Consider the following 17,482-nt stretch of genomic DNA (forward strand, 5'->3'; position numbering starts at 1 on the left):
TTCGAATTTAAAATACTGATTTTAGGAACTTTAAAATAAAAAGTAAAAATCAAATCATAAGCAATCGTTAAAACCGTTTTTAACTGTATATTTTCATTAAATTTACAGCTGTCAAAAATAAATTTAAAATTATGCCTACCGACTGTATCAGCTATCAAACCTCTGGATATTTTTCTAAATTGATACAAGATTATTTAGATCAAAAATCAGAATTAAAAACGCTGTACAACCATTTTCCAACATTGGAAAATTTCGAAAAACAAATTGCCGAAAAAGCTTCGAATTTTGATAACCATAACCGAATTGCATTAGTTAATACCTTAAAAAAGCAATATCAAAACATCGAAATCTCGGATTCGACCAAACAAAACATTGAGCTTTTAGCACTCGAAAATACCTTTACAATAACAACAGGGCATCAGTTAAACTTATTTAGCGGGCCTTTGTATTTCTTATACAAAATCATTTCGACCATTAATCTTACCAAAGAATTAAAATCGAAATATCCATCTTATAATTTTGTTCCCGTTTATTGGATGGCAACAGAAGATCATGATTTTGAAGAAATCAATTATTTTAATTTTAAAGGAAAAAAATTCAGATGGAATAAAGAAAGTAATGGTCCGGTTGGCCGACTTTCAACTGAAGGTCTAGCTGAGTTTTTAGATATTTATTCTTTAGAATTAGGTTCGAGTACGAATGCCAATACTTTAAAAAAGCTTTTTGAAGACACTTATTTAAAACACGATAATCTGGCCGATGCAACCCGATTTTTAGCCAACAGCTTATTTGCTAATTATGGTTTAGTAATTATAGATGCTGACGATGCTGATTTAAAACGTGCTTTTATTCCGTATGCCAAGGAAGAATTAGAAAAACAGACTTCATACAAAGCTGTTCAGGAAACAATTGAACAATTAAAAGAATATACCGTTCAGGTAAATCCGCGTGAGATTAATTTGTTTTATATTGAAGACAATCTGCGCGAAAGAATCATTTTTGAAGAAGATAAATATTTTGTAAACAATACAAAAATCTCGTTTTCTAAAGATCAAATTCTTTCTGAATTAGAAAATCATCCTGAAAAATTCAGTCCAAATGTGATTATGCGTCCGCTTTATCAGGAAATAATCCTGCCTAATTTATGTTACATTGGCGGAGGCGGAGAAATTGCTTATTGGCTGGAATTGAAATCTTTTTTTGATGCCGTAAACATCACTTTTCCGATGATTTTAGTTCGTAACTCTGTTCTTTTGGCAACAGAAAAACAAGCTAAAAAAGCAGACCAGTTAAATTTAAGCTGGAAAGACCTTTTTACCAAACAAGAAAATTTAGTAAACGCGATTACACATAAAATTTCTGCATTTCCAATTGACTTGACACCTCAAAAAGAAATATTGAAAACCCAATTTCAATATCTTTACGAATTAGCAGATCAAACCGATAAATCGTTTTCTGGAGCTGTAAAAGCACAAGAAGTAAAACAAACAAAAGGTCTGGAAAATCTTGAAAAACGTTTATTAAAAGCACAAAAAAGAAAACTGAGCGATCAATTGCAGCGCGTTATTGATTTACAATGTGAACTGTTCCCAAATAACAGTCTGCAGGAACGTCAAAGTAATTTTTCTGAATTTTATCTGGAAAAAGGTGAACAATTAGTACCGCTTTTATTACAGAAACTGAAACCTTTAGAAATGAATTTTAACATTATAACAATTTAAAAAACAATAAAGTAATAATTCTGAGAACCAAATAACCACCTATCTTCTCTAAAATTATTATTCTTCAAACCAAATAGCGATTTTTAAAATTATTAACTAACCAATTTACCCAAAACCAATGGTAAAAGAACGCTTAATTTCGCTAGATGTCTTTCGTGGACTAACAATTTTATTAATGACAATAGTAAACAATCCCGGTGACTGGGGAAATGTTTATCCGCCATTATTACACGCCGAATGGCACGGCTGCACCCCAACTGATTTAGTATTTCCGTTTTTCATTTTCATCATGGGAGTTGCTGTTCCGCTTGCAATGCCTGATAAATTTTATGACAGCACAACATTCAATAAAATCTTAGTTCGTTCTTTACGAATGCTTTGTTTGGGGATTTTCTTTAACTTTTTTGGAAAAATCCAGTTATTTGGACTCGAAGGTATTCCGCTTTTAATAGGCAGACTGGCAATAACTATTGCTGTAGGTTATGCCTTAATGGGAAGTTTTAGTTCAAAAGTCAAAAACATTCTGGCATTTTCAATACTGTTTATTTATCTTTTTTTAGCGTACAGTAGTATCGAAGCCTATCATGATGTAAGACTTCCGGGAGTTTTGCAGCGAATTGCAATTGTGTATTTTGTAGTTTCACTTTTGTATTTAAAAACCTCTCAAAGAACCCAGATCATAACCGGAATTGTTTTATTATTGGGTTATTGGGCAATCATGACTTTAATTCCTGTTCCCGGAATCGGTGAAGCCAATCTTGAAAAAGGAACCAATCTGGCTTCATGGCTTGACAGCGTTTTGTTAAAAGGCCACATGTACCGCGGTACCATAACCTGGGATCCGGAAGGAATTTTAACTACACTTCCATCAATCGTAAACGGAATTATTGGTTTACTAATCGGACAGGTTTTACAGCGTGATACAACTAAAATTCTAAAAGCCCAGAAAATGGGAATTGCAGGAACGATTCTTATATTTTTTGGATTAATGTGGGATTTGGTTTTTCCAATTAACAAGTCGCTTTGGACTAGCAGCTATGTTTTATATACAACAGGATTGGCAACAGTATTCCTGACAATTTTATATTACACCATCGATATTGCCGATTATAAAAAAGGATTCAAACCATTTTTAATCTGGGGTGTAAATCCAATGATTGTATTCTTTACTTCTCAGATTATTCCACAGGCATTAGTAATGATCGAGTTTCAAAACCCGAATAATCCTTCAGAAAAAATCAACTTATTAAATTATCTGTACAGCTTTTGCATTGCACCGTTTTTCAGCAATCCAATGACTGCTTCACTCGCAGGCGCATTAGTTTACGTGTGCATCTGGACCTTTATTTTGTGGATATTCTACAGAAACAAATTAATATTCAAAGTTTAAAATTTTCATCATATAAGTTATTTAAGTTCATTTAAATAACGTGTGCAGTATATCTCTGCAAAGTATAATGTATTTCTAAAATGAACTTAAATAACTTATATGGTTTCCAAAAAACAACTTTTCTTACTCAAAACATCATTCTAACGTGTTTTAATTACGAATTAATTAAAATCAATTCACAAAAAAAGTCTACTTTTGCACAAAATTTAATAAAATAGAAAATGGCAACAAATAGAACTTTTACAATGATTAAGCCAGATGCTGTTGCAAACGGACACATCGGAAATATCTTAGCAATGATCACTAATGGTGGTTTCAAAATCGTTTCATTAAAATTAACTCAATTAACTGTAGCTGATGCTAAAGCATTCTACGCAGTTCACGCAGAAAGACCTTTCTACGGAGAATTAGTTGAATTCATGTCACGCGGACCAATTGTTGCTGCAATTTTAGAAAAAGACAACGCAGTAGAAGATTTCAGAACTTTAATTGGTGCTACAAATCCAGCTGAAGCTGCTGAAGGAACTATTCGTAAAGCATACGCAACTTCTATTGGAGAAAATGCAGTTCACGGTTCAGACAGCGACGAAAATGCTGCTATCGAAAGTGCATTCCACTTTGCCGGAAGAGAGCAATTCTAATTTAAACTTCTTAGAAAGTTAGAATTTTAGACCGATTTAGATTTCTTAGAATCACATAAAAACAAAACCCACTTCAATGAAGTGGGTTTTGTTTTTTAATCAATTTATTTTTATTAAATAATCTAAGTCAGTCTAAAATTCTAAGAAGTCTAAGCAAGTCTAACGTAAAACAACATCCCTCACAACATCACGTCCTAATTCTTCATTAATCATTTTAACGATTTTTGATTTTCCGTGACTTAACTCTTCTCTTAGAACAGCCGAACCAAGTTCAACATAAAGCGTGCTTCCTTTTAAAACAACATTTCTGGTGTAAGTATTCACGCCATTTCCCATTAATTGTCTCCAAGCTTCTCGCACATCAATTTGATCCATTCCAGGCTGTAATTTATTCACCTGAATAATCTGTTGCAAAACAGCCCCAATCGTACTTTCGTTATTTAGTCTTTTTGCCATCGTTTAAAATATTTACTGGTCCTGCTTTTTTATAATGATATTCTTTGTTCTGATCATTTTTTACCACAAAAGTTTCGTCTGAAATCGAAATCAATTCCTCACTCCATTTTGCGTAATCTGTTTTGTAATCCAGAAAAGTTCCTTTGTCAGTAAATCGAACCGAAACATTTTCAAAAGTATCCGTTGTCAAAAAAGTACCGTCAAGCTGCGCCATTACTTTTGTACGCGTTCCTTTATTGCCTTTAATCTGGAAATAATCAAAATTCTCGTTCATGCCGTAAACCTTATCTTCACCTTTATCAAAAACCACTTTTTCAATTTCCCAATATCCGTTTAGTTTTGCAATATCTGCCGGTTTTATTTCCTGTTTACAGCTTACAAACAAAAGCGATAAAACCAAAATCATAAAAGTGTTTTTCATAATAATTATAATATTAATAAGGAGCTGATCCTGCTGTCTGCTATATCTTTTCCCGGCTAAAGAAGCCAGAAAAAGGATACCGCTCCCATCAGGGCTGTGGCTTCCGTTTTCAAAAGAAATTTAGTGAATACAAAGGTAACTTTATATCATTTAAAAGAAACAAAAAAATCATAAAACACATTAAACTATTTTACATATTTTTGGTCAAAGCCCTAAACCAAAAACACAAACCATGACCAAAACCATCTGCACATTACTGACAGCCCTATTCTTAATAAGCTGCAGTAAAGATTCAGCCGAACCTGAACAAAATCCAGAATCGGCAGAAACCATGTACTTTCCTCCATTAACAGGAACAGTCTGGGAAACAAAATCAATCGCCGACTTAAAATGGAATCAAAACGCCGTACAGCCGCTTTTAGATTATCTGGAACTTAAACATTCTAAATCTTTTATTATTTTAGTGAATGGCCGAATTGTTCTGGAAAATTATTTCAACGGACATAGCGCCTCAACAAACTGGTACTGGGCGAGCGCCGGAAAAACATTAACTTCAACAGTTACCGGAATTGCACAGCAGGAAAATCTGCTTAATATTAACAATAAGGTTTCGCAGTATTTAGGAACCGGATGGACCAGCGAAACATTAGCACAGGAAAATTTAATTACCTGCAAACATTTACTCACAATGACATCTGGACTTGATGACAGCACAGATGATGTTGATCCAGCCTCTTTAAAATACAAAGCCGATGCAGGAACACGCTGGGCTTATCATAATGTATATGTAAAACTGCAGGATGTCGTAGCAAAAGCAAGCGGACAAACCTGGGGAAATTATTTCAACGCTAAATTAAGAGACAAAATAGGAATGAATGGAACTTGGGTTCAGCTTGGCGTAAACAGCGTTTATACGAGTACAACAAGAAGCATGGCACGTTTTGGATTATTGATGCTGAATAAAGGAAAATGGGAAAACAATATTATTTTAAATGAAGCTTATTTTAACGAATCAACAACCACTTCTCAAAATATTAATTTAGGTTACGGCTATCTATGGTGGTTAAATGGAAAAAGTTCTTATCATTTACCGCAGTCACAACTTACTTTTCAGGGAAGCATAATTCCAACAGGACCAAACGATATGTTTATGGCTTTAGGAAAAAACGATCAAAAAATCTATGTAATTCCAAGCAAAAATATGGTTATCATTCGAATGGGAGACGCAGCAGATGATGAAAACCTTGCGTTATCTGATTTCGACAAAGTCTTATGGGAGAAAATCAGTGCTTTGTACAAATAAAAACAAATAAAAAATCCGAGGATGTTTTATCAAACTAAAATATCCTCGGATTTTTTTTTTAAACATAATGTTTTATCGCTTCGTTTTAAGTCTTTTCAGAATTCCCATAAAGAAAAAAACAACTCCCAAAACTAATAAAATATAGTAAAAAGAAAGGCTTTTATCTCTGGTAACATTTGCTAAAACAAAACACACAACACTCGCAAAATAAAAAGTAAGCGGTGTAATATTTTTAAAAGATTCTAAACTCATTATAAATTATTTAAAGAAACTGTCAACGAATTCATATTTATTAAAGACTTGTAAGTCTTCAATTCCTTCGCCTACACCAATATATTTTACCGGAATTTGAAACTGGTCAGAAATACCAATTACAACACCGCCTTTTGCTGTTCCGTCTAATTTTGTAACTGCAAGTGAAGTTACTTCTGTCGCAGCGGTAAATTGTTTTGCCTGTTCAAAAGCATTTTGGCCTGTTGAACCGTCTAAAACCAAAAGTACATCATGAGGCGCATCTGCAACAACTTTTTGCATAACACGTTTTACTTTAGAAAGCTCATTCATTAAATTGATTTTATTATGCAAACGTCCGGCAGTATCAATAATTACAACATCTGCATTTTGAGCCACGGCAGACTGCAGGGTATCAAAAGCTACAGAAGCGGGATCACTTCCCATATTTTGTCTTACAATTGGAACGTTTACACGATCTGCCCAAACTTGCAGCTGATCTATCGCAGCGGCACGGAAAGTATCGGCTGCACCTAAAACAACTTTATAACCTGCTTTTTTGAACTGATAAGCCAGTTTACCAATTGTTGTCGTTTTTCCAACACCATTTACTCCAACAACCATTAAAACATAAGGTTTTTTATCTTTTGGAATTTCAAATTCTGTTGCTTCACCTGTATTGGTTTCAGACAATAAACCGCCAATTTCATCACGAAGAATTTGATTTAATTCATCTGTTCCTAAATATTTGTCTTCGGCAACGCGTTTTTCGATTCTTTCGATAATTTTCAGCGTGGTGTTTACTCCAACATCTGAACCTACCAAAACTTCTTCAAGATTATCTAAAACGTCATCATCGACTTTAGATTTTCCTGCAACAGCTTTGCTTAACTTAGAGAAAAAAGTAGTTTTTGTTTTTTCAAGACCTTTATCTAAAGTCTCTTTTTTTTCGGTAGAGAATAATTTTTTAAAAAAACTCATTTTTAATTTATTGTTAGTTTTAGATTGTTCTTGAGTGTTGAAACAATCCTGATGTTTATAGAACGCGTATTGTTTTTAATCTAACCCCGACAGGATCGACATCCTTTGCCTGGCTTTTTTAGACAGGTAAAGATAAAGAGTATGGCGGGAACAAATGTTTAAAAAAAACACAATTTGTGGTGTTTCTATAAAATTTTAAACAAATATAAAAATAAAAAAGCTACTTCCGAAAGAAAGTAGCTTTTCTATATATTGTATTTGTAATTATTTCTTTTTCAAGAATTCATCAACTAATTCAGGAGCCATAATAGATTCTACGAATATATATGCACCAGTTTTTGGAGATTTTACCATTTTGATGGCTTTTGATAATCTCTTAGAAGATGTTTGTAACGATGCTACGGTTTTCTTTGCCATGATTCAAATGTTATTTGAAGTTTTTATAAAACTCAAATGGCAAACAACCATTGAGATTTACAAAATCTCTAATTATTACTTAATTTCTTTATGAACAGTTACTCTTTTTAAGATTGGATTAAATTTTTTAATCTCTAATCTGTCTGGAGTATTTTTTTTGTTCTTAGTTGTAATATATCTAGAAGTTCCTGGAACACCAGAAGTCTTGTGCTCAGTACATTCTAAAATTACTTGGATTCTATTACCTTTCTTTGCCATCTTGCTATATATTTATTTAGGAAAAGATTATTTGATAAATCCTTCTGACTGCGCTTTTTTCAAAACAGCAGTGATTCCATTTTTATTAATTGTTTTTATCGTAGATGCTGCTACTCTAAGAGTAATCCATCTATCTTCTTCTGGAAGATAAAAACGCTTTTTAACTAAGTTTACAGAAAACTTTCTCTTAGTTTTGTTCATAGCGTGAGAAACGTTATTTCCTACCATCGCTCTTTTACCTGTAAGGTCACAAACTCTTGACATTATACTTATCTTTTATCGTTATTCAAAATCAGGGTGCAAAGAAAAGAAAAATAAACCATTGTAGCAAAAAATTATTGCACAATTTTTAAAATTTCTTTCTGTAATATTTCTAAACTCTTAACAGTCGCCCTATCTATCACTTTTTCACGCGGTTGTCCGAAGTTAAATTCTTCTGTAATTACTCCGTTTGGTGTTGCCAAAGCAATAAAAACAGTTCCAATTTCAGCTTCTGAGTCACCTTTTGACGGACCAGCATTTCCGGTTGTCGCAATTGCATAGTCTGTTTTTAGTATGTTTTTCACATTCAAAGCCATAGCTGCCGCAACCTCAGCACTTACTACCGAAAACTGGTCTATTAAATCCTGCGGAACTCCCAAAACGTTAACCTTTGCTTCTGTTGCATACGAAACAACACTTCCTTTAAAATATACCGAAGCCCCCTGAACAGATGCCAAAAGCGACGCAACTTTTCCTCCTGTACAGCTTTCTGCTGTCGAAACGGTTTTATTTTGTTTGGCCAGCAGTTTTCCTACTACAGTTTCAATAGTTTCATTTTCTTCGTAACCTACTATAATATCGTGAATTATAGCATCAAGCGACTGAACATTTTCTTCTATTGCTTTTTCAAGCTCTTCTTTATCTGTTCCGCGGGCCGTCATACGAAGGCGGACTCTTCCCGGATTTGGCAGATAAGCCAGTTTTATAAATTCAGGCAGGTTGTTTTCCCAGTTTTCAATACGTTCTGCGACTAAACTTTCGCCCTGACCGTACGTTAAAATGGTTTTATGAATTATATATGGGCGTTTATATTCTTTTACAATCTTTGGGATTATTTCGTTTTCTACCAGATATTTCATTTCATACGGAACTCCCGGAAGCGAAATAAACACAGTATTTTCTTTTTTCATCCACATTCCCGGAGCTGTTCCCATTTTATTATGAAGAACGGTGCATTTTGATGGAACAAGTGCCTGATCTTTATTTAACTGCGAAATTGGTCTTTTATAAAATCCTTCTATAAGTTCTGTTACGTGAGCCAAAACTTCTGGATTTACCACCAGTTCATCATCAAAATATTCGCAGAAAGTTTTTTTTGTAACATCATCTTTTGTCGGCCCAAGACCGCCTGTTACAATTACAACATCTACTTTATTTTGTAATTGCGCAAAAGTGTTTAAAATATGCTGTTTATCATCGCTTATCGAAATCATTTCATACGTTTCGACACCAATTCTATCCAGCTCTTTAGCTATAAAATTTGAATTTGTATCTACAATTTGACCAATTAAAATTTCATCTCCAATGGTAACTATTGTTGCTTTCATAGTATTAAAAGTTTTACTTATAAAGATATAAGTTTATTTATGAAGTAGGATTGTGGAAATGATTTGAGGCAGGAAACAAAGAAACCTTTGTTTATATGTGAAGTAAAATCGTAAACAGAGAAAACAACCCCGCCTTTGGTTAAAAAGCGGGATTATTAAATTTTACAGATCAAAGTCTTTTTTTATTTCTTTGATCGCGTCTTTTACCTGAACTTTTATACTTTTAAAAGTTTCGATAATATCTTTTTTCTTTCCTTCTGCTTTTGTCCACGCTTCGACCTGCAGAATTTCTTCAAATGCCACATTCAGCCCCATTAAATCTAATGTAGGTTTGATTTTGTGTGCATACGAATAAGCATACTTATGATCCTTTTTCTTAATTCCTTCTTTGATTTGTTTTAAATCTTCAGGAACTTCTGTAACAAATAGTTTAAGAATTTCGTTTACAAATTCGGGGTCATTGTCTGAAAGCGCATACACTTTCGAAAGATTGTACTTTAAAGCCATTATTTTACTTGTATTCTGAATAATTTTTTATCTTCTAAAAAGCCTTCCAAAACATCATTTGGTTTTACCGGCCCAACACCTGCTGGTGTTCCTGTAAAAATAATATCTCCAATTTTTAACGTAAAAAACTGCGATACATACGAAATCAGTTCATCAATTTTCCAAAGCATTAAACTTGTATTTCCTTTTTGAATGATTTCAGAATTTTTTTTGAGTTCAAACGTAAGATTTTCTAACGAAACAAAATCACTTTTTGGTAAAAAATCTCCAATTACCGCAGAGCCGTCAAATGCTTTTGCTTTTTCCCAAGGCAGTCCTTTGGCTTTCAATTTATCCTGTAAATCCCTGGCAGTAAAATCGATACCTACACTTATATCATCATAATATTTGTGCGCAAACTTAGGTTCAATATACTTTCCTACTTTGTTAATTTTCACAATTATTTCTAATTCGTGATGAACTTCTTCAGAAAATTCAGGAATTACAAACGGATGCTGTTTCAACAAAACCGCCGAATCTGGTTTCATAAAAACCACCGGTTCATCCGGACGCTCGTTTTTTAATTCCTCTATATGATTGGTATAATTTCTACCGATACAAATGATTTTCATTTTTTTAAAGGTGCTGAGATACTAAGTTACTGAGCCGCTAAGAAAAAAAACTTAGAACCTTAGAAGCTCAGCAACTCAGAACCTTATTTTGTATTTAATTTTCTCAATTTAATTCCTGTCAGAACTTTTTTGGTGTACAAAGGAAAATCGGCGTTTTGAATCCAGCTGAAATATCCCGGTTCTGTTTCCAGTACTTTTTCAACTTTTGCTCCTTTGTGTTTTCCAAAAGTAAAGATTTCTTCATCGTCATTATCAAAAGCGATCATTCCGGCAAAATCAGCGATTCTTTTACGAGTTGTAAACTCAGACAATGATTTCATATCGTTTTCTAATTCCGGATAACGATCTAACTGTGCTTTTAAAATTTCGTAAGTCGCCATTGTATCTGCTTCTGCAGAGTGTGCATTATCAAGACTTTTTCCGCAGTAAAATTTTAAAGCCGCACTTAATGTACGCTCTTCCATTTTATGAAAAATAGTCTGAACATCTACCGAAACTTTATTTTTCATATCAAAATCAACCCCGGCACGAAGCAGTTCTTCTGCCAGCAGCGGAATATCAAAACGATCTGAATTAAAACCTGCAAGATCGCTGTCTTTTATCATATTATGAACCAGCGGAGCAAGTTCGGCAAAGGTTGGTTCGCTGGCTACCTTTTCATCAGTAATACCGTGAACCGCCGTAGTTTGTGGAGGAATTGGAATTGTTGGATTAACCAGCCAGGTTTTACTTTCTTTATTTCCGTTTGGAAAAACTTTAAATATCGAAATTTCTACTATTCGATCTTTACCGATATCAATTCCAGTTGTTTCAAGGTCAAAAAAGCAGATTGGTTTGTTAAGTTTTAATTCCATTTTTAATTTTTATAAGATTACAAATGTAATTTTTTAAAGCCAAAGTTCCTGAGCAAATTCTTATTTTTTTGACCAAAATTGGCTTTTTTTGTTGGTTTTGAGTTTAAAATCAAACCAAAACGAGTTGTTTTTCTCCATTTTTTATAAACGAAAAAACCCGAAAAACTTACAAATTTTTCGGGTTTTCAAATTTTATTTTAAATAGACTAGAAGTCTCTGTCTACATCAAAAGCTTCTAAATATTCTGCTACTCTTTTCACAAAACTTCCTCCTAATGCACCATCTACCACTCTATGATCGTAAGAGTGAGACAGGAACATTTTTTGACGGATTCCGATGAAATCTCCTTCCGGAGTTTCGATAACCGCAGGAACTTTACGAATCGCACCAAGGGCTAAAATTCCAACCTGAGGCTGATTAATAATAGGCGTTCCAAAAACACTTCCAAAAGTTCCAACATTTGTTACAGTGTAAGTTCCGCCTTGTGTATCGTCTGGTTTTAATTTTCCTGCTTTTGCACGGTTTCCTAAATCGTTAACCGCTTTTGCCATTCCAACAAGGTTTAACTGATCTGCATTTTTAATTACAGGAACAATTAAATTTCCGTTTGGCAATGCAGCCGCCATTCCTAAATTGATGTTTTTCTTTTTGATAATATAATCACCGTCAACAGAAATATTCATTCCCGGGAAATCTTTTAACGCTTTTGCAACTGCTTCCATCATAATTGGTGTAAAAGTCAGTTTTTCGCCTTCTCTTTTTTCAAAAGCAGTTTTAACTTTATCTCTCCATTTTACAATGTTGGTTACATCAACCTCAATAAAAGACTGAACGTGAGCCGAAGTTTGTACTGAAGCGGTCATGTAACCTGAAATCAGTTTACGCATTCTGTCCATTTCTACAATTTCGTCACCACCGTTTACAGAAACCGGAACAGCCTGCTGGCTTTTTTGAGCGACTGGTTCTGCTTTCGGAGTTTCAACAACAGCCTTTGGTGTTTCAACCACTGCTTTTAAAGCTTCTTCAACTGCTTTCGGAGCTTGTACAACACCTGATTTGCGGTCTTCTATATATTTAAAAATATCATCTTTTGTTACTCGGCCGTCTTTTCCTGAACCTTGGATACTATCTAGTTCTGCAACAGAAATACCTTCTTCTTTTGCAATATTTTTTACCAGAGGAGAAAAGAATTTATCTGACCCTGCAAAATCCTGCGGAGCAGTTACGGTTTCTTTTACTGCTTCGATAGTTTTTTCTATTTCTACTGCTTCTGCAGGTGCAGAAACTTCGGCAGCCGGAGTTACTGCAGGCGCATCACCACCTTCTGTTTCGATAATTGCAATAGTCTGCCCCACCTGAACTAAATCATCTTTGCCAAATAATTGTTCAACTAAAATTCCTGATACTTCACTTGGCACTTCGCTGTCAACTTTATCAGTTGCAATTTCCAGTACAGCTTCATCAGCTTCAATTTTGTCTCCCACTTCTTTCAACCAGTTAGTAATGGTTGCTTCAGCGACGCTCTCTCCCATTTTTGGAAGCTTTAATTCAAATCTTGCCATATTATTATTCTAAAGGGTGATTTTGATTTTCTGATTGCGAAATTACTGAAATTTTTAAATATAATTTACACTTAATATAATTTTTACTCAATTTTAATGATTTGCCCCCTGTCATTTCTTGAATTACTTCCAATAATATAACTTGCCTTTTTAGGGAAAATCTTAAAAGTAATGTTCTTATCTTTAAGAGTTTCTATGATATTGATACATTTTTTGAATGAAACATAGTGATTATCCAAAATGATCTCTGCCTTTTTGCCCTTTAAAATCAGGCACGAATTTACCATTTTTTCTTTTTTGAAATCTAAAAATCGAACTTTATTTTCTAAAATCGAAGCCAGTTTTTTAGACAAATTCGCATTTTCGGAGTACAAAATATAACTTTCCGGCAGCGGTTTTTCTTTTGGTTTTCCCTGAAACATTTTTACAAAAGAAAAAAACCATGTTCCTAATTTGATGAAAAAACTAAAAAACCATGATTTTTTAAAATGCTTTTGATAGAAAAAGTTCATCGCATCCTGAAAACGTTTCATATACAACTCGTCTTTTATGGTGCTTTCTCCTTTATAATGTAAAACAGTGGTTTCGTGAAAATAATAGTTATTTCTTTTCATCTCCAGCGTACGGTAAGACAAATCGATATCATCGGCATACATAAAACAGTTTTCATCAAAACCTTTTAATTTTTGGTATAAATCTTTCTCTAAAAGCATAAATGCTCCCACCAAAATCTCAACTTTACCGGTTTGATTTTCGTTTAAATGCTGGGCATAATAACGATTAAAGAGATTTGATTTGGGAAATATTTTATACAATCCGAAAATCTTTGTAAAAGCAACCCAGGGCGTTGGAATACCACGTTTACTTTCGGAAAGAAAACTTCCGGTGCCGTCAATTAATTTACAGCCTACAATTCCCAGATCTTGTTTTTCTTCGGCGAAAGCCAAAATTTTAGTAAATGTATCTTCGGCAACGACAGTATCAGGATTTAAAATGCAGATATATTTCCCTCCTGCCTGATTAACGGCAATATTATTTCCTTTTGGAAAACCGAAATTTTCTTTGTTTTCAATTAATTTAACTTCGGGAAATCTTGTTTTCATCATCAAACAACTATCATCTGATGAATTATTATCGACCACAATAATTTCAGCATCAAGACCAGAAATGGCTTCCTGAACACTTAAAACACATTGTTCCAGAAAGTAACGCACATTATAATTAAGGATGATAACCGATAATTGCATTGAAAAATTTGAAATTTTATTTTGGGGGAAGTTAGAAATTTTCGGCTAAACCTAACCGCAATGACCAGTCGTTTTTACTAATTCCGTAATCGAGAACTAAATTACTGTTGTTTTTCTTGTTCCATTTAATACGTAATCCCGTTCCAATTGCCGGATTCCATTTTTTAAACTGATACGTTTCTAATTTTGAAACCGAAGAAATATTGGTAAAAAATACGGCGCCCCAAAATCCGTTTTTTGAAATATCAGTTCGATATTCCGTTTCAAAATAAATCAGGGCATTACTTCGAAACCTGTTTCTGGTAAATCCGCGTCCGGTTCTTCCATCGCGATCCCAGCCAATACTTGGCAGATCTAAATAATGAGGTTTTCCGCCAAAAGTTGACCAATAAAAGGCACGATAAGCTAAAACCCGATGTTTGTATTTATGAAAAGAATGGTATTTCCGGGCATCAAAATAAATTGAATTCCATTTTTTACCTTCGACACCGCTTGTATTAATTCGGTAATCTGCCTCAACATACAAACCTTGTTCTGGGTTTACATTGTTTTCTCTGGAATCATAAAGTCCTTGAATAGCTGCTCCAAAAGAAGTTTCATCTGAAAAATCACCATTCATATATTTAACGTAATCTGTTTCTTCATCTATATAAGAGTCTTCTGAAATGTTTTGGTAATTATCCAGCAGCAATCCCAGTCCGAGTCTGAAATTACCAATTACTTTTCGGGTTGCAAACTGATAAAAACGCCATTGCTGATAATCCAGAGTTGACATTTTTTCATCTGTATTATGTCCGCCCAAACCGTAAGTATCCTGCGGATAAATCATATACCGATAATCGCCTATAAAATTCCATTTGTTATCTTTTGTATAAATATAACTTTGAACAGGAAAAACATATTGTTTGGTGAAACTAAAATAGGGCGAAAATGAAACCTGAGACATTTTAGTCTTGTTGCTGTCGCCAAGATAAAAGGTAGTTAAAAACGACACGACCAAACCGGCATTTTTATTGGCATCAAGTGGTACCGGAAGCAGGGAAAATGCTATTTTTTTATTCTCATTTTTTCGTAATGAATCGTTTTTATTAAAAAGCTTATACAAAACATCAAGAATATCTTTATTGTTTCTCGAAATAGAATCGTTTTGGCAATAGCAGACTTGCATTTGAAAAAAGAAAAAGAAACCCAATAGAAGTTTTGCAATTTTCATGTTGTAAGTTTTTCAAAAACAATATCTTACAAATTTAGAATTTTATTCAGAATAGACGTTATTTTAAAAATAATAAAAAGAAAATTCTATTTTTGAATACAGTAAACAATTTCTCTTTCGATGAAAAACAAAACTCTGGCTTTTTTAAGTGTCTTTCTTTTCCTGACTGTATGGTTTGGAATATTAGGTTTCGCTGCTATAGAAAAAACTTCGAATTCCGGTCTTGATTTGGTAAAAACCTCAACCTGGTATATTGCCGGTCCAGCCCTGGAAAATCAGGAAACGATTAACAGGATTCGAAAAGAAAAAGGTATAATAAAAGTTACCGCAAAAGATAATCCGATTGGAGAAATCGAACTGAATGTAATGATTACAGAAGCAGATTCTAACGACGGCGCGCCGACGATTTTATCTGAAAGTTCAAAATACCTCAGTATTACTTACAAATCTTCTCATCTTATAAAAATCCAGGCAAGAGAAGGAAACGCAGAAGGAACTGGCTGCATTCATGGCGGTGCGCACCCCAGAGTTGATTTACCTGTTTCTGCCAAAAAATTTACAACGATAAAAATCCCATGGACGGATTTTAAACAAGATGGTGATCCAAACGGAAAAACATTAAATATTCATAATCTCTGTAAATTCAATTTTGTGAACTATAATCCGGTTTCCGGAGCAAGTCTGGAGATAAAATCTGTTGTTATAGAATAGTTTACAGTATTCAGTCACAATTTACAGTTTACAGTCTCAGAATGAATACTGTGACTGCAAACTGTGACTGCAAACTGTGACTAAAAATTAAAGATGAAGCTGAATTTTAAACTTATTAAAGATTTTCATTACGTAAAGCATTATAATCGAAAACACTAAAGACCAAAGAATTCCGGGAATGCCTTCTCTAAAATATCCGGGAATTATATGAAGATTGACAACTTTGCAGAAATAATAAATAACACCCGGCAGAATATAAATTAATAACGGATTTGCTGCAGCAGGCATAAAAAACTCACTCCATTTAGTTTGTTTTTTAACTTCAATTAACCAATACAAAAAGTAAAACAGAACGGTGCAGATTCCGGCAGAAATTAGTGTCCATGCAGGTGTTCCGTGTATTTTTGAAATTCCATAATATTGACGTAGAAAAAATCCAGTGGCAAAGAACAAAATTATAAAACCTATTACCGGCCAATTGATTTTGTTTTCGATTTTTCTATCAAAAAACAAAAGCGAAATTACGATTCCGGCTGACACTAATGTCGCATGTGTCAAATGACCTGCTATAAAACCCAGCCATTCCGGCATATTTACACTTGGGGTCAGTTTAGCTGAATTTCCGGCAACACAGATTATCAGGAAAACAATCATTGCCCATAATTTTCCAGAAACCAGCCAATAGTAAATTACTGAAATAAGATAAGCCCAGCCTATTAAACCCAGAATTCCCCACCATTTTGGCGTGATTCCTATTTTTCCTGTTTCTTCCTGAACATATAAAAAATAAAGTGCAATTAAAACCAGCATGCCGCCATATTGCAAAATGGATTTTAATACAACCGAAAAATCTTTTGGATATTTATTCCAGATAGGAATTGGCATTGAATAAGCTAAAAGCCCCCAAAATGCAGGTGTAATTATCATTTTTGAGGCATCGTAACCTTCACTTGAATTAACCATATAAACACCAATTATGATTAATGCTAGAGCACGTTTTAAGGTATGAGTCCAAATTACTTTTGGACTGTCGCCTTTTATTAATCTGGCGTTAAATGAAAATGGAACTGACATTCCAACTATAAATAAAAAAGCAGGGAAAACTAAATCGACAAAGGTCATCGCATCTGCATCTGCGGGCATGTGTTTCATCCATTGAGGTACATTTTGAATGCTTGCAAGCTCATTTACAAATATCATTACAAAAATGGTAATTCCACGTAAAGCATCAATCGAAATAATCCTTTGATTATATAAATTCTCTTTAATTTTCATAAAATACTACTTTTTTATCAAATATAATATAATTCTAAAATGTTGTTACATTGTTACATTATTTTATTTTGAAGTATTTTGTGAAACATAAATA

General features: G+C 33.7%; 20 protein-coding genes. 5 read left to right on the forward strand and 15 right to left on the reverse strand.

All coding sequences use genetic code 11. The features are described 5' to 3' along the window. Positions 1-131 precede the first annotated feature (131 nt). The 3 genes from bshC to PQ462_RS18565 all read left to right on the forward strand — a co-directional run bounded on the left by bshC (position 132) and on the right by PQ462_RS18565 (position 3,752). Complete coding sequence (gene bshC, locus PQ462_RS18555; protein ID WP_274251125.1) at positions 132-1,721, forward strand: bacillithiol biosynthesis cysteine-adding enzyme BshC; 1,590 nt, start codon at positions 132-134, stop codon at positions 1,719-1,721. Between the two features lie 118 nt (positions 1,722-1,839). Next, entirely contained in the window at positions 1,840-3,111 is a 1,272-nt protein-coding gene (locus PQ462_RS18560; protein ID WP_274251126.1) for an acyltransferase family protein, read from the forward strand. Between the two features lie 221 nt (positions 3,112-3,332). Continuing rightward, positions 3,333-3,752, forward strand: coding sequence for a nucleoside-diphosphate kinase (locus tag PQ462_RS18565; protein WP_012026941.1), 420 nt, complete (start codon positions 3,333-3,335; stop codon positions 3,750-3,752). A 159-nt stretch (positions 3,753-3,911) separates the two neighbouring features. Here the strand turns inward: PQ462_RS18565 and PQ462_RS18570 are convergent, their stop codons facing one another. Next, complete coding sequence (locus PQ462_RS18570; protein WP_012026942.1) at positions 3,912-4,208, reverse strand: DUF721 domain-containing protein; 297 nt, start codon at positions 4,206-4,208, stop codon at positions 3,912-3,914. After that, entirely contained in the window at positions 4,189-4,629 is a 441-nt protein-coding gene (locus PQ462_RS18575) for a hypothetical protein (RefSeq protein ID WP_073408741.1), read from the reverse strand. Before PQ462_RS18575 ends, PQ462_RS18570 begins: the two co-directional genes overlap by 20 nt. Before the next feature lie 232 nt (positions 4,630-4,861). On the opposite strand from PQ462_RS18575, the gene PQ462_RS18580 reads away from it, so the two are divergent. Then, positions 4,862-5,932, forward strand: coding sequence for a serine hydrolase domain-containing protein (locus PQ462_RS18580; protein WP_274251127.1), 1,071 nt, complete (start codon positions 4,862-4,864; stop codon positions 5,930-5,932). Between the two features lie 72 nt (positions 5,933-6,004). Here PQ462_RS18580 and PQ462_RS18585 read toward each other — a convergent pair whose 3' ends face one another. The 12 genes from PQ462_RS18585 to PQ462_RS18640 all read right to left on the reverse strand — a co-directional run bounded on the left by PQ462_RS18585 (position 6,005) and on the right by PQ462_RS18640 (position 15,402). Next, entirely contained in the window at positions 6,005-6,184 is a 180-nt protein-coding gene (locus PQ462_RS18585) for a hypothetical protein (RefSeq protein WP_274251128.1), read from the reverse strand. Between the two features lie 6 nt (positions 6,185-6,190). Continuing rightward, positions 6,191-7,144 (reverse strand): signal recognition particle-docking protein FtsY, encoded by a 954-nt coding sequence (ftsY, locus tag PQ462_RS18590; protein ID WP_012026945.1) that lies wholly within the window; start codon positions 7,142-7,144, stop codon positions 6,191-6,193. A gap of 264 nt (positions 7,145-7,408) precedes the next feature. After that, a complete protein-coding gene (locus PQ462_RS18595; protein WP_012026946.1) occupies positions 7,409-7,561 on the reverse strand; it encodes a DUF4295 domain-containing protein in 153 nt (50 codons plus the stop codon). A gap of 75 nt (positions 7,562-7,636) precedes the next feature. Next, on the reverse strand, positions 7,637-7,819 hold the full coding sequence (rpmG, locus tag PQ462_RS18600; RefSeq protein ID WP_008253902.1) for a 50S ribosomal protein L33: 183 nt from the start codon (positions 7,817-7,819) through the stop codon (positions 7,637-7,639). A 27-nt stretch (positions 7,820-7,846) separates the two neighbouring features. Next, on the reverse strand, positions 7,847-8,083 hold the full coding sequence (rpmB, locus tag PQ462_RS18605; RefSeq protein ID WP_008468080.1) for a 50S ribosomal protein L28: 237 nt from the start codon (positions 8,081-8,083) through the stop codon (positions 7,847-7,849). 71 nt (positions 8,084-8,154) lie between these two features. Further along, positions 8,155-9,408: a competence/damage-inducible protein A gene (locus tag PQ462_RS18610; protein ID WP_274251131.1), complete on the reverse strand. Its 1,254-nt coding sequence runs from the start codon at positions 9,406-9,408 to the stop codon at positions 8,155-8,157. Between the two features lie 162 nt (positions 9,409-9,570). Beyond that, on the reverse strand, positions 9,571-9,915 hold the full coding sequence (locus PQ462_RS18615) for an Hpt domain-containing protein (protein ID WP_012026948.1): 345 nt from the start codon (positions 9,913-9,915) through the stop codon (positions 9,571-9,573). Next, positions 9,915-10,526 (reverse strand): fumarylacetoacetate hydrolase family protein, encoded by a 612-nt coding sequence (locus tag PQ462_RS18620; RefSeq protein WP_274251132.1) that lies wholly within the window; start codon positions 10,524-10,526, stop codon positions 9,915-9,917. Before PQ462_RS18620 ends, PQ462_RS18615 begins: the two co-directional genes overlap by 1 nt. A gap of 83 nt (positions 10,527-10,609) precedes the next feature. Beyond that, positions 10,610-11,380, reverse strand: a complete 771-nt coding sequence (locus tag PQ462_RS18625; RefSeq protein ID WP_274251134.1) for a 3'-5' exonuclease — start codon at positions 11,378-11,380, stop codon at positions 10,610-10,612. A 206-nt stretch (positions 11,381-11,586) separates the two neighbouring features. Beyond that, a complete protein-coding gene (locus tag PQ462_RS18630; RefSeq protein ID WP_274251135.1) occupies positions 11,587-12,942 on the reverse strand; it encodes a dihydrolipoamide acetyltransferase family protein in 1,356 nt (451 codons plus the stop codon). 83 nt (positions 12,943-13,025) lie between these two features. Beyond that, entirely contained in the window at positions 13,026-14,189 is a 1,164-nt protein-coding gene (locus PQ462_RS18635; RefSeq protein ID WP_274251136.1) for a glycosyltransferase family 2 protein, read from the reverse strand. A 31-nt stretch (positions 14,190-14,220) separates the two neighbouring features. Next, positions 14,221-15,402 carry a hypothetical protein gene (locus PQ462_RS18640; protein ID WP_274251137.1) on the reverse strand — a complete coding sequence of 394 codons (1,182 nt, stop codon included), beginning with the start codon at positions 15,400-15,402 and terminating at the stop codon, positions 14,221-14,223. Between the two features lie 120 nt (positions 15,403-15,522). Here PQ462_RS18640 and PQ462_RS18645 point away from each other — a divergent pair, with 120 nt between their 5' ends. After that, positions 15,523-16,113: a hypothetical protein gene (locus PQ462_RS18645; protein WP_274251138.1), complete on the forward strand. Its 591-nt coding sequence runs from the start codon at positions 15,523-15,525 to the stop codon at positions 16,111-16,113. An 87-nt stretch (positions 16,114-16,200) separates the two neighbouring features. On the opposite strand, the gene PQ462_RS18650 is transcribed toward PQ462_RS18645, so the two are convergent. Next, a complete protein-coding gene (locus tag PQ462_RS18650) occupies positions 16,201-17,388 on the reverse strand; it encodes a DUF5009 domain-containing protein (protein WP_274251139.1) in 1,188 nt (395 codons plus the stop codon). Positions 17,389-17,482 lie beyond the last annotated feature (94 nt).

Origin of the sequence: Flavobacterium sp. KACC 22758 (assembly GCF_028736135.1) — a bacterium.
Taxonomy (GTDB): Bacteria; Bacteroidota; Bacteroidia; order Flavobacteriales; family Flavobacteriaceae; genus Flavobacterium; species Flavobacterium johnsoniae.